Source organism: Staphylococcus sp. MB377, assembly GCF_001922505.1.
GTDB lineage: Bacteria > Bacillota > Bacilli > Staphylococcales > Staphylococcaceae > Staphylococcus > Staphylococcus haemolyticus.
This window is the reverse complement of record NZ_MAON01000022.1, coordinates 315,295-328,753: the sequence shown is the minus strand read 5'-3', so window position 1 is coordinate 328,753 and position 13,459 is coordinate 315,295. Positions and strand designations below refer to the sequence as shown.

The 13,459-nt window shown below is 31.5% G+C and carries 13 protein-coding genes and 1 rRNA gene; 2 read left to right on the top strand and 12 right to left on the bottom strand.

Annotated features, from left to right (window positions below):
* From BB045_RS06860 to BB045_RS06825, 8 genes are all read right to left on the bottom strand, one after another.
* Positions 1–106: ribosomal RNA gene (locus BB045_RS06860) — 16S ribosomal RNA — on the bottom strand; the annotation flags it as partial.
* Positions 107–561: 455 nt separating this feature from the next.
* Positions 562–1,629 carry a P-loop NTPase gene (locus tag BB045_RS06855; protein WP_037536100.1) on the bottom strand — a complete coding sequence of 356 codons (1,068 nt, stop codon included), beginning with the start codon at positions 1,627–1,629 and terminating at the stop codon, positions 562–564.
* 144 nt (positions 1,630–1,773) lie between these two features.
* Positions 1,774–3,225: an MDR family MFS transporter gene (locus BB045_RS06850; RefSeq protein WP_070581250.1), complete on the bottom strand. Its 1,452-nt coding sequence runs from the start codon at positions 3,223–3,225 to the stop codon at positions 1,774–1,776.
* A 75-nt stretch (positions 3,226–3,300) separates the two neighbouring features.
* Positions 3,301–3,768 carry a SepA family multidrug efflux transporter gene (locus BB045_RS06845; RefSeq protein ID WP_070442693.1) on the bottom strand — a complete coding sequence of 156 codons (468 nt, stop codon included), beginning with the start codon at positions 3,766–3,768 and terminating at the stop codon, positions 3,301–3,303.
* A gap of 124 nt (positions 3,769–3,892) precedes the next feature.
* Positions 3,893–5,221, bottom strand: coding sequence for a multidrug efflux MFS transporter SdrM (gene sdrM / locus BB045_RS06840; protein ID WP_070485054.1), 1,329 nt, complete (start codon positions 5,219–5,221; stop codon positions 3,893–3,895).
* A gap of 138 nt (positions 5,222–5,359) precedes the next feature.
* Positions 5,360–6,043 (bottom strand): PAQR family membrane homeostasis protein TrhA, encoded by a 684-nt coding sequence (trhA, locus tag BB045_RS06835; RefSeq protein ID WP_070581249.1) that lies wholly within the window; start codon positions 6,041–6,043, stop codon positions 5,360–5,362.
* A gap of 16 nt (positions 6,044–6,059) precedes the next feature.
* On the bottom strand, positions 6,060–7,247 hold the full coding sequence (locus tag BB045_RS06830) for a UTP--glucose-1-phosphate uridylyltransferase (protein ID WP_037549662.1): 1,188 nt from the start codon (positions 7,245–7,247) through the stop codon (positions 6,060–6,062).
* Positions 7,248–7,302: 55 nt separating this feature from the next.
* Positions 7,303–7,821: a metal-dependent hydrolase gene (locus tag BB045_RS06825; RefSeq protein WP_070442702.1), complete on the bottom strand. Its 519-nt coding sequence runs from the start codon at positions 7,819–7,821 to the stop codon at positions 7,303–7,305.
* 176 nt (positions 7,822–7,997) lie between these two features.
* Between BB045_RS06825 and BB045_RS06820 the strand changes: the two genes are divergently transcribed.
* Both BB045_RS06820 and BB045_RS06815 read left to right on the top strand, forming a co-directional pair.
* The gene (locus BB045_RS06820) at positions 7,998–8,258 is read left to right on the top strand and encodes a SunI/YnzG family protein (protein ID WP_037549668.1); all 261 of its coding nucleotides are present in this window, start codon (positions 7,998–8,000) and stop codon (positions 8,256–8,258) included.
* Positions 8,259–8,412: 154 nt separating this feature from the next.
* Positions 8,413–8,727, top strand: coding sequence for a heme oxygenase (locus tag BB045_RS06815; RefSeq protein ID WP_053025024.1), 315 nt, complete (start codon positions 8,413–8,415; stop codon positions 8,725–8,727).
* A gap of 75 nt (positions 8,728–8,802) precedes the next feature.
* Here the strand turns inward: BB045_RS06815 and BB045_RS06810 are convergent, their stop codons facing one another.
* From BB045_RS06810 to BB045_RS06795, 4 genes are all read right to left on the bottom strand, one after another.
* A complete protein-coding gene (locus tag BB045_RS06810) occupies positions 8,803–10,119 on the bottom strand; it encodes a YjiH family protein (protein WP_276311122.1) in 1,317 nt (438 codons plus the stop codon).
* 269 nt (positions 10,120–10,388) lie between these two features.
* Positions 10,389–11,354 carry a FecCD family ABC transporter permease gene (locus BB045_RS06805; protein WP_037549677.1) on the bottom strand — a complete coding sequence of 322 codons (966 nt, stop codon included), beginning with the start codon at positions 11,352–11,354 and terminating at the stop codon, positions 10,389–10,391.
* Positions 11,351–12,382 (bottom strand): FecCD family ABC transporter permease, encoded by a 1,032-nt coding sequence (locus BB045_RS06800; protein ID WP_070581247.1) that lies wholly within the window; start codon positions 12,380–12,382, stop codon positions 11,351–11,353. Before BB045_RS06800 ends, BB045_RS06805 begins: the two co-directional genes overlap by 4 nt.
* An 11-nt stretch (positions 12,383–12,393) precedes the next feature.
* On the bottom strand, positions 12,394–13,392 hold the full coding sequence (locus BB045_RS06795; RefSeq protein WP_070442714.1) for an ABC transporter substrate-binding protein: 999 nt from the start codon (positions 13,390–13,392) through the stop codon (positions 12,394–12,396).
* Between the last annotated feature and the right edge of the window lie 67 nt (positions 13,393–13,459).

Genomic DNA, 13,459 nt, shown 5'->3' with positions numbered 1-13,459 from the left:
CCGCCGCTAACGTCAAAGGAGCAAGCTCCTTATCTGTTCGCTCGACTTGCATGTATTAGGCACGCCGCCAGCGTTCATCCTGAGCCAGGATCAAACTCTCCATAAAAATTTATGATGTTTGATTAGCTCATAATACTAAATAGTGTTTGTAACATTTAAGTTACTGTTTTTGGAATTAACGTTGACATATTGTCATTCAGTTTTCAATGTTCATTTTTTAAAAATCAACTTCTTGATTATATAACTTTTATTTAACAAAGTCAATAACTTTTATTGATTACTTTTAATATTTTAAGTCATCTTAATTTGTTTTGCAATGGTAACTTTTACACCATCGAAACAAACTTTATAAAGAATTAACATCTGTTTTTGACGACTTTTATATAATATCAAGATAAAAGTATTACGTCAACACTTTTTTGAACTAAATTTTAAATAAAATATGGTTCGGTTGCATGTGTTACCCACAAGAATGTATTCTATCAGATTCAAGATATTTTGCAATAGAAAAAAAGCATGAAATTTAAAATTTCATGCGTCAATTTTACACTAAATCTATCTTTATTTTTTAATTGTAGATGCTATCACTTTTTGGGCGATAGATGTGTAGATTTTCCCTAAACGATCATCTGCTTGATAAATAGAGGGTGAGAAATCTTTAGGATTCCAAGTAGGTTGTTCTAATGGTAGTTCTCCTAATAATTGAGTATTTAATTCATCTGCTAGTTTACGTCCTCCGCCTTTACCAAAGACATATTCTTTATTACCTGTTTCTTTACTTTCAAAATAACTCATATTTTCGATAACACCGAGAATAGAGTGCTCGGTATGTTTTGCCATTGCCCCTGCTCTAGCCGCAACAAATGCTGCAGTAGGATGCGGTGTCGTTACAATTATCTCTTTACTACTTGGTAGCATTGAATGTACATCTAAAGCTACATCCCCTGTTCCTGGAGGTAAGTCTAATAGTAAGTAATCAAGTTCTCCCCATTTCACTTCTACAAAGAAATTGGTTAACATTTTCCCTAACATAGGTCCACGCCATATTACTGGTGCATTCTCTTCTACAAAAAAGGCCATTGATATAACTTTCACTCCATGACGTTCTACTGGAATAATCTCTTTTCCTTGAACTCCTGGTTTCTCATCAATACCCATCATATCTGGAACACTAAAACCATAAATATCCGCATCAACTAAACCAACACGTTTACCTTCGCGGGCTAAGGCTACTGCTAAATTTACTGCTACTGTAGATTTACCTACACCGCCTTTTCCTGAAGCGATCGCTATAAATTCTACAGGATTGTCTTTAGATAAAAGCCCTTCAATGGTCTTAGGTTGTTCTTCTTTCTTACCAGTATATTGCTCAACCGTTTCGGCAGGTAATTCTTCAAATCTTATGCCAACAGTATTAGCACCATTATCTTTAAGCGCTTTAACTATTGCCATTTGTAAATCTAATTGCGGTTGTCCGCCTAATTGTGCCATTGCCACTTTGACACTAACATGCTCTATTTCTTCTTTAATAGTTACTTCTACAATACCGTCTGTCTCTTTAAGTGGTACATCTATAATTGGATCTTTTAATGCTCCAACTATTTCTTTCACTTGATCTACCGTTAACAATGAAAATCCCCCTTATTATTCTTTATACCTCTATAATATCAAATATTAATATGTATTGACTTTCTAAATTAGTATATATTTTTTAAATGTATAAAAAAAGAAGTTAGCTCACTATTTGTTGGCTAACTTCTATCAATATGAGAATTACATATCCCGTGTATTTTTTGAATTTTTATTATAGTGTCTTTCCTCTTTGATGAATAAAGAGAAAATAAAACCAATAATTACAAGACCAGTTACTATTGCAAACGATAAATCTACACCAGCTGCAACACTCTGTCTTTGTAAGATTTCATGGTTCGAACTTGCTGAAGAACCAGTGCTTAGTATTTTTGCACCAATACTCATGAAAGTGACCATTAAAGCTGTTCCTAGAGAGCCGGCCATAACACGACCGAAGTTCATGATGGCAGTACCATGTGATATATCTTCATTTCTAAGTGCATTGATGCCTGCAGTATTGATAGGCATCATTAATAATGAAACTGCAAACATTCTTATAGCATAAACAACAACTAACATAGTGTATGATGAATCATATTTCAAGAAACTTAAAGATGCCGTTGTTGCGATAAGAATAATGAAACCAATTAAAATTAAAAGTCTAGGCCCATACTTATCATATATTTTACCTGTATAAACAGACATTATACCGTTTAAAATTGCTCCGGGCATAATGACCAATCCAGACATAAATGCGCTCAACCCAAGTCCATTTTGAACAAACAAAGGAATTAAGAGGGCTGGACCTACCATTGACATCATTACAATCATTGAGGTTATAGTACTGAAAGTGAATATTTTGCTTTTAAAAACTCTGAGGTTTAACAAGGGATTAGTGATACTTAACTGTCTTCTAATAAATGTGATAACTATTAGAAGACCAATAAAGGCAGAGATTATAACAATTGGATTAGTGAACCCCAAATTACCTGCGCTACTGAACGCATAAAGCATTAATCCGAATCCTAATGTTGAATAAACAACTGATCTTTTATCTAACGCTGTCTTTTTAGTTTCGTTATAACTAGATAGCGTGATAGCACCAAATATATATTCTACGAGCGTAATGCCTACAACTATAATGAAAGGCACTCTCCAACTTGTATTATCAATAATTAACCCAGAAAACGTAGGACCTATTGCTGGAGCAAATTGTATGACCAAACCAGCCAATCCCATTGCAAATCCACGTTTTTCTTTTGAAAATAATGTAAACAATGTGAACTGCATGAGTGGCATAATAATTCCGGCACCGATTGCTTGTATCACTCTGGCAAACATTAGAACACCAAAACTAGGTGCAATGGCAGCTACAATTGAACCAACTAAGAAAATTCCCATTGAAACTAAATATAATGGTTTTGTTTTTATTCGATCCATCAGATAGGCAGTTAAAGGAATCATAGTTCCATTAACAAGCATAAAGCCCGTTACTAACCATTGAGCAGTATTTTCAGATGTATTTAATTCGCTCATAATGTGTGGCAAAGCCGTATTTAGTAAAGTTTGATTTAAAATAGCGATAAATGCACTTAATAGCATTACCGCTACTATGAGGTTCCGTTTTTTTGTGGATACTTCTATATTCGCCATATAAAAACTCCTTTTATTTCATACATATTTTTATATTCAACCAAACTTTAGTATGCCAAGCAAACTAAATGCTTGCTATTTCTTATTATTAAGGTTCTCACTATCTGGATAAAATATAATTTTAAATATATATAACAATCCTATGATGACTGAAATAACCCAAAAATCAATCTCGATATAAACGTAATGTATGTGAATAATAAAATAGAAGAGTATCGTAGTAACAACGTATGAAATCAAGTGATACAAACTGCCATTAAAATATGGATTATTGGGCAATTGTTTTCTAAAATAATCCATTAAATGTTCAATGGCAAATAAAATGAAGTAACCAAAAACAATATAGCTACCATAATAAACTAAATTATCTACTAAATTTTTATTGTAGGTAAAATAACCTAGCTTACAAAAAATTAGAATTCGACTTAATCCAAATAAACCGAATCCTAAAAACATTAAAAAAATAGCACCTGAAATGATAAAGATAGTGAGGACAAGTAAAGTTGATAAAATATTTTTATAATTATTTTTAAAAAACTTCATCCTTCTGTCCTCCTTTTTATACACGGTCATTTTATCATTAATAAATCACGATATAAAATTTAAAGTACGTTAGTCTAAAACTTTATTATTCTTCAATTATATTTCATTTGAATGATTAAACACTCTATACATCGGATCTATTAAGCGTTGACCACATAATAATGAGAAGAATAGCGACTAATGATACTGCAAATAATATATTGTAAAAATGCCCATCCATGATTCCAACTGACATAGCATAGAAATATCCCATTACAGTTGAACCTATTGACGAACCTAAATTTTTAGTTAATGCATAGAAAGACATCATTTTCTTCATATGTCTAGGATCTGTTTCTTCTTGAACGATGACACTGTCCTTTGTATAAACAAATCCAAAACTTAACCCAGCAAGAATTACTGTTGCTGCTATTAATAACGGTAATTTGAGACCAAACATGAGTATGATACTGCTAATCAATAATAATGTAAAAGCACTAATATATAATGCTTTTCGAGTTAAGTTCTCTTCTACCTTTGCTAAGTTAAAATTTAAAATTAACCAAGCTACTGACAGCGGAAATATTACCAAACCACTTTGAAGTGGTGAAAGATGTAAATGATCTTGTAGGTAGATTGGAATGTATAAATTGTATCCCATTAAAGACATAGCTATTAATAAATCTGTTACAAACACTAGTGAAACTGAACGATTAAACTCTGAAATTGGGATAAATGGATTTTTTATTTTGCTCTCAAATTTAAATAAAATAAAGATAAAAATGAATGCTAACGTCAATGAAATAATATTTAATACTACTGATGACTTATTCAATAAACCAAACATAAATAATCCTATAAATATGTAAAAGAAAGAAAGTCCCTTAACATCGAAGCTTGAGGATTTAACTTCTGATTCTTCTGGAAAATGAAAAGTAATAAATGCAAGTATAATTGCAATAACCGCTATTGGAATGTTTATAAAAAATAACCAATGCCATGTTGCAAACTCTAAAATTGCCCCACCTAATAACGGTCCAATAATACTTGAAATTCCCCAGACACTTCCTACTATTCCCATAATTTTGTATCTAAATGGTATTTCAAATGCTAATTTTGGAACAATTTGAGTCAGTGACATCATAACTCCTGCTCCCAATCCTTGAACGATTCTAGAGATAATAAGCATTATAAATGTGCCACTCATTCCTGACATTAAACTACCAATACCAAATAAAAACACGCCTATCATTGCAATATATAATATTTTAAATCTTGTTAATAATTCACCAACAATAGGATTCGCAACTACAAGCGCTATGAAATAAACAGTAAATACTAATGATATAGATGCACCAGCGTTTAAATCAGTTCTTATAGTGGGCATCGCTAATGAGATAATTGAGCTTTCTATTGCAGCCATAAACATAGTTAAAACTAAAGTTACGACGATACCTATTGATTTAAAGTTCATGAACATTATTCCTCCTAAATAAATTTCAGATTCTTTAATAGGATAATCAACATTTTATTTTATATGCAATAGAATGATTACTTTAATTAAAAAATAAGACTGATGACCGATAAAATCATCAACCTTATTTTGAATTCTCTATATAAAATAAAGTATTGCTATTAAATGAAACATTGAAGCGATCACGATAAAAATATGCCAAATCATATGAAAGTATGGACGTTTTTTTTGGGCATAAAACCAAGCACCAATAGTGTAAGATAAGCCTCCTAGTACAATGAATAAGATAAATAACCAAGATGTACGCATAATGATAATAGGTAGAAAAATAATACCAACCCATCCCATTACTAAATAGACAACCAAACTTAATTTAGGATTCACATTAACAGAAATGGACTTATACAAAATCCCCCAAATTGTAGTACCCCAAAGTAATATGAATACAAACCAACCAATCCATCCTCCTACGACAGTTAATAAAACTGGCGTATAAGTTCCTGAAATAGCAACATAAATCATACTATGATCGATGATTCTTAAAATATATTTGTGAGCAGTATTATTTTTCATTGCATGATATATAGTTGAAGAGATAAACATCATAAAAATACTAATTACAAATATAGAAATACTAACTGAGCTTAACGTTCCATGTGCTATATAACTATGAACTGCAGCATATGGTAGTAAAAAAAGTGTAAGTAACGCAGCTACACCATGTGAAACTGAGTTACCAATTTCTTCACCGAAAGATAGAGGAATGATGTCTTTAAATGATTCGACAACAGTACCTTTTGCATTCTTAGTTGAGTTAGACATCTGGCCCCACCACCTTTTAAATTAAATTCAAACGTTCTAAATCTGATGTAGCAGTTTCAACACTATCTTTACCTTCTTTATTTTTAAGTGGCGAAAATTCATCTTCTCTATTAACTTGCAACGTTACAAAACTTGTTGCATATCTAAAAATATCAAAGTAAAACAATTCAAATTTTAATGTTGGTTTTTCAACAACTCCAAAATCTTCATCTAATTGCTTTAATTTTTTCACTGCTAAGTGATATGGTAAATCATTATTTACTGCTTGTTTAATAAATGCAACTTTAAAGGCATGAATTCCAATATTTGCATTATCAAACGTATTAGCGACCGCTTCATCCAATTCAGAATACTCAAGAACCGTGTCCTTACTATTTTGATTTACTAATCGTCCGACACTTTCACCATCTTTAGGTTGAATTGATTTAGAAGTTACATCGCAATCATTTACCACTGTAAACCCAGCAAATAATGGATCTAATACTTTAACTAATACGTTATCAATGTTATTTAAGAAAATAAATTTCACACCATCAGATGCCATTTTATCTAAGTAACCATTTTTTTCTAATGATTTAAATACACCACCATTTCCGTTTGGCGTCTCCATTATATATCCCTGTTCATTAAGTACCAATTGCCCAGTTTCACTTAATGCGACCATGTTTTCTTGTTTAAAGAAATGTACATTATCAGGTTTATAACCAAAATAATCATGTTGTTCAAAGTACGATAACGTTTCTTCATGATTGATATCACTAGTCATGATATACCAATTGATTAAATGACCTGTTTCCTTTTTAAGTTTAAGTAATTGTCGTGCTTGTAATTCAAACAAACTAACTCCTTTTATTTCAAATGAACCTTTTGGCCCTTTATAACCTAAACGCGTCCCTTGACCACCAGCCATTAATAAAACTGCAAATTCACCGTTTCGTATTGCTTCTATGCCTTTTTGTTCATATTTAGCACTTTCTTGATTAGTCAATTCAGTCTTGCGTAGATATTTTACTTCTGAAACAGATGACACATCAGAAATTGATTGACGGTTAACATATAAATCTTGAAATAATTGTTGAATACTTTCTAAATTTAATTCATTCACTCTCGATTCTAATTTTTCTTTTTCATTACTGCTCATTAACTTTTCATATTCACTCAAATGTTCTTGATTATATTTCTTTAATTGATTTTGATCTAACATTTTAACTCTCCTTGTAATTAATTCAATATGTATTCATACTCTCATTATTTGATAGTTACCCTAAAATGGATTGACTTATATATTTTAATAAATGACTAATAGAGGTTTGAAATAATATGTATAATGCACCAATACTTAATGCAGTAGCCAGTGATACATCGACTAAGCCACCAGTTTTAAAGGCAAACGGGAACTTAATAGTAAGAGGAATAGGATAAAGTAACTTTACTCCCCTTGGCGTTAACATATCTAGTATAACATGAGAGGCCATACCACCGATAATAGAAACCAAGTAGTAAGTAGGAGTTTGAATCAAATTAAGGAGAAATATAATGATACCTATAAATAACAAAGAGTGAGTGAATGTCCTATGACCGAATAACAGCCTAATAATTAAACTAAGCAACTTTAATTTTCTACCAATTTTGCTACCAGTGTGACAAATGTCTGGTAATAAACTTGAAACTATAGATAAACATATTACTGTAACAGTTGAGAACAAATCTGTTTGAAAGTGTTCGGTTGTTAATGCACCTACTAGTAACCCAGCAGATACGTGAGTTTTGCCTGTCATAAACCTTCTCCTTTATAGAGAACATTTTAACATAAATCACTCTAAAATACGAACATATTTTCGGTGTTAGCTAAATAGTGTATCACAAAATTTAAAAAGTATATCATTAATACTTGAAAACGATTACACAATGATATATGATATAGACATAAATAACATAAAGGATGTGTTCTTTAATGGCAATGACTGTTAAGAAAGATAATAATGAAGTTAGAATTCAATGGAGAGTAGCTGATATCAAAATCCCTACTAGTGAAATTAAAAATATTTCACAAGACCAAGAAATTCATGCCGTTCCAGATTTAGATTCTAAAAATATTTCACGTATCGGTTCTACCTTTGGTAAAACTAATAGAGTGCTTATTGATACAGATGATCATGAATACATTATTTATACGCACAACGACCAAAAGGTTTATAACGAATTAACTAAATAATAACAATATACATTTTTCATTCGCAAAGTTATAAAAAAACTGTCAACTTCCGCTATGTAGTTGACAGTTTTTTAATCTAAAATAATAAATACTGTATTACTTTGTATTTTTCTCAATATTAATTAAACTACACTTAGACAAGGAGGTTAAAATTATGTTTGTTGTTACAAATAGAATTACCGTAAAAAAAGGATTTGCAGAAAAAATGGCGCCAAGATTCACTAAAGGTGGAAAAATTGAAACATTGCAAGGTTTTCATAAAATTGAAGTTTGGAAAGTAGTACGAGATCATGAAAGTGAAGACATGTATGTAAATACATGGTGGGAGACTGAAAAAGACTTTGAAGCTTGGACTAAAAGCGATGCATTTAAAGAAGCACATCAAAACAGAGACAAAACATCGTCTGAATCTTCACCGGTGATTAGCAGTGAAATTGTTAAAGCTACGGTGTTATCTACATTAAATTAAAAAAAGGCAATGAAGTATAGATAGGAATTGTTTATTTCAACATTTCTAACCTCTAACTTCATTGCCTTTACTATTTTATAATAATAAATGAGCCATTAACGCTATAATTGGTAAAGTGATTGCAGTTCTAATTAGGAAAATCATAAATAATTTACCTAAACTTACTGGTATTTTAGAACCTAATATTACACCACCAACTTCTGATAAATATATTAATTGAGAAATACTTAAGGCACCAATTACAAATCTTGTAATCTCACTGTGCGCATCAGCAATTAATATAGATGGTAAGAACATATCTGCAAAACCAATCAATAATGTTTCAGAGGCTTTAGCCGCTTCTGGTATTTGCAATAATTCAAGAATTGGAATAAAAGGTTGACCAATAATTGAAAATACTGGCGTATAATTAGCTATCATAGTCGCAAGCGTTCCGATGCTCATAACGACTGGAAGGATAACAAACCACATATCTATTACAGTTTTTAAACCGGATTTCCAAAACTCTTTAAACCCTGGTGCTTTCAATCCAACAATAGTTGCCTCTTCAAAACCATATCCCAGTGCCGTTTTACCTTCAGGTAGTTTTTCTAATCTAGTATTCTCAGAAACTTCTTTAGTAAATTCATCAGGTATTTTGTTTAATGGCCAAATACGTGGCATGATCATTGCAGCAACAAAACATGAAATAATTACAGTTAAATAAAACGCAAAAAATTTATGTTGTAATCCCACAGTTTCTGCAATAACGATAGCAAAAGTAATTGAAACGACACTAAACGTAGTAGAAATCACTATGGATTCCCTTCTCGAGTATATACCTCTTTCATACTGACGACTTGTTATTAGGACACCTACAGTTCCATCACCAATAAACGAAGCTAAATTATCTACTGTAGATCGCCCTGGCAATGTGAATAATGGTCTCATAATTGGTCTAAATAAGGGTCCTAAAAATTCTAATAAACCATATTCCATTAAAAAAGGTAAGAATAGTGCAGCAAATAAAAATACTGCAACCAATGTAGGTAAAAGATCATAAAACACTAAACCACCAGTATCCTCTGAATAAATAACCTTTGAACCAAGTTTAAAATAGGTCATCCATACAAAGATGACGGCTAATAATCTTAATGTCATCCAGACTGGACCAACTTTAAATGCACTATCTAATAATCCGCCTGGTTTAACTTTATTTTTAAAAATTGTCGAATAAAGTACTGTTAATATTGCAGACAATGTAATAATTAAAATTATGATAATTGGCATTGCATCACCAAGTAGACCTTTTAGCCAATTTGCTAAAAAGGCTACAGGTAATGTAGTTTGTTTCTCACCATCTTGTATAAATGGGACTGGAATTAAGAAAAGTATAATTCCAATAATAGACATAGTTATGAATTTCGCTCTACCTTTGGCAATCTGTTGCTTTGAGTAACCTTCCACCACTAATAACCTCTTTCTTTCTCATTATTGATGCTTTTATATTCATTGATTATGTAAATATATTAAGTAAAACAGCGAACTTTTATATAAATATAAGAATATATGCATTTTTATAAATAGCATGTTAAATACTATATATCATTTTTAATTGATATGCAATATAAAAAGAGCTAATTTTCATCATAAATATGAGAATAATTAGCTCTTAAATTTCATTAAATTCGTCTTAATAAAAATAAGAAATATGGCACCCCAATGATAGCAATTATTACACCCACAGGTATATCTAATGGTGGATGAATTCCTCTCGCTAACCCATCACTGAACAAGATTAAAATTGAACCTATACAACCAGACATAATTACAACATGGAAGTAACGCTGACCTACAATAGATCTAGCGATATGTGGTGCAATTAGGCCTAGAAAACTTATACCGCCTACTACTGAAATTGAGGCGCCAGCCAGCATAACCGACAAAATAAGTAAGATCATTTTGAGTCTTTGTACTCTTGCACCAAGCGCCGTAGCAATATTTTCTCCTAAATTTAAAATATCTAATTGATAACTTAAACATAATACGAGTGGTAAAGTTATAACAAACCAGGGTATGATTGAATAAAAATTTTCAATAGTATGACCATATAAACTCCCTGTCAACCAAACTAACGCATTATTTGCATCCATAGGGTTTCTAATAAGTAAAAATTGAACTACAGCGGTACATATAGCACCGATAGCTAACCCAATTAAAGCTAAAGTTGAGCCTTTAATATTATATTTAGCAATTAAAAATGACAAAATCAAACTAATAAATAATGCACCTATGAACGAACCAATAGGTAGTACTAATAGCGGTGCTGAAGGAAATAGCATAATTACTATAATAGCTGCCAAACTTGCGCCTTTAGTTATACCTATAACATCAGGAGATGCTAGTGGGTTTCTAACTACCCCTTGAATCACCGCTCCAGAAATGGCCAAACTACTTCCTACAACTAAACCTAGTAACGTTCTTGGAATTCGGTACTCGTTTAATATAAAATCATCAAATTTTAGAATTCCATGAATTGCTTTCAAAGGACTGTACATTGTTGAACCAACACATAAACTTACAAATATGCTTACAATTAAGCAGATGATTACAACAGTATAACGAATAGATAATTGTCGTTTTGTCATACTCGTTTCACCCCTTTTAAAGTTATTAATAGGAAGTAAATTGCCCCAACAAATGAAGTGACAATACCAACTGGAGATTCGTAAGGAAATGTAATAAGTCTACTTAACATATCTGATAGTAATAATAAATCGGCACCTATCAAAAAAGTTAAAGGCACCATTAAGAAGTAATCTTTACTTATATAACGTTTAACTATATGAGGGACGATTAAACCAATGAATCCAATCGGTCCAGCTATTGAAACAGATGCACCTGCTAATACAATTACAAGTATACCTATTACAATTCTAATCAATTGTGTCTTTTGCCCCAATCCTTTCGCTATGTCATCCCCTAATTCCATAATGGTTAATTGACGTCCTAATAACATAGTTAAAATAAGTGATAATATTAACCAAGGCATAACCGACAATACTGCAGTCCATTTCAATCCATTAAGAGATCCTACCAACCAAAACATAACAGTAGTATTAGAATCTTCATTTAGTATTATGATACCTTGTGTTAAACTACTGAAAAATAAATGAATTGCCATTCCAGCAAGAGCTAATTTAATTGGCGTTATTTTTTTCGTTGAACCAGATAGTATATATACAGTTAGACCGCCAATAAATGCCCCTAAGAAGGCTAAATATGTTGCATAGTTACCTAGTGAGGGTATTAATATCGTCACTAATACTATTACAAATGATGCACCGGAATTAACACCAAATATTTGTGGAGACGCTAATGGATTCCTAGTAATCGCTTGCATTAAGAGGCCAGCTAAGGCTAACGCACCGCCAATTAATAACCCACCAATCATTCTTGGCATTCTTACATTATGAATTAGAAATGTTTGTTTATTATTTATAGATGTAAAAAAGTATTCAAAAATATGTTTAGCATGAATTTCAGACGAGCCAATCGCTAAATTAAAATAAGCAAAAATAAAAAGAAAGCACCCACTCACAATAAATGTGAGTGCAGTGCGTCTCTTATTTGCTTTATCTAAAGCAGATTGACTATCAGTAGATCTAATAGTCATTTTTTGCCACCTTACTTTTCTTTATCTTTTTTTGAAATTTCTACAAGTTCTTTAGCCATTTCTTCAGAAGATACTAACCCTCGAGCTCTTGCCCAAGTATCACGACTAACGATACTTACACGATTATGTTTAACCGCATCTAATGTGTCCCAAACCGGATCTTTTTTCATTTCTTGATATGATGGTTCTTTAGGACTTGCTCCATCAGTCATTATAAACATACGTTCAGGATTAACGTCTTTTAACGTTTCTGCATTAAGTTGTAAATAAGGTCCTTGTAAATATTTGCTTAACCCTTTAGTGACGTCTTTATTTAAAGCTTCTTTAAAGCCAAGTTGACTTAAGAATTGACCTACATAAGATTCACTTGGATGAGCTAATAATCCAGATTTAGACGCTACAGCTGGTAATACTTTTTCATTTTTATCAAATTGAATTTCATCTTTATATTTTGCAAGTTTTTCTTTATGCTCTTCTAAACGTTTCTTACCTTCATCTTCTTTATTTAAAGCTTTGGCAATTGTTTTAAAAGCTTCTATATTATCATTATAATCTCCATCAAAACTTTTTAATTCAATTGTTGGAGCAATTTTACTTAATTCTTTATAAATACCTTTGTGTCTGTTACTATCTGCAATAATTAAATCTGGTTTTAATTTACTGATTTCTTCTAAGTTGGGTTGTTTACGAGCACCAACAGATTTATAATCTCCAATTTTTTCTTTTAATGGTTTAATAATACGATTTGGTTTGTTGTCATCAGCAACCCCAACAGGTTTAACATTTAGTGCCGCTAAAGCATCTACAAATGAAAATTCCAACGCTACGACACGTTTAGCATCTTTAGGAACTTTAGTTGTGCCTAATTCGTGTTTAATTTTAATAGAATCTTTCGATGACGATTTATTACCTGAATCACCTGAACCATTATTGCTAACATTACCACAAGCAGTAACTAAAACTAATGCAAATAATAATGCGACTATACCTGCAAACTTAAAGCCTTTCATGAATTCCACTCCTTAATATGTATAGGTTTACAATACATAGTTTATTGATAACGATTATCAATGTCAA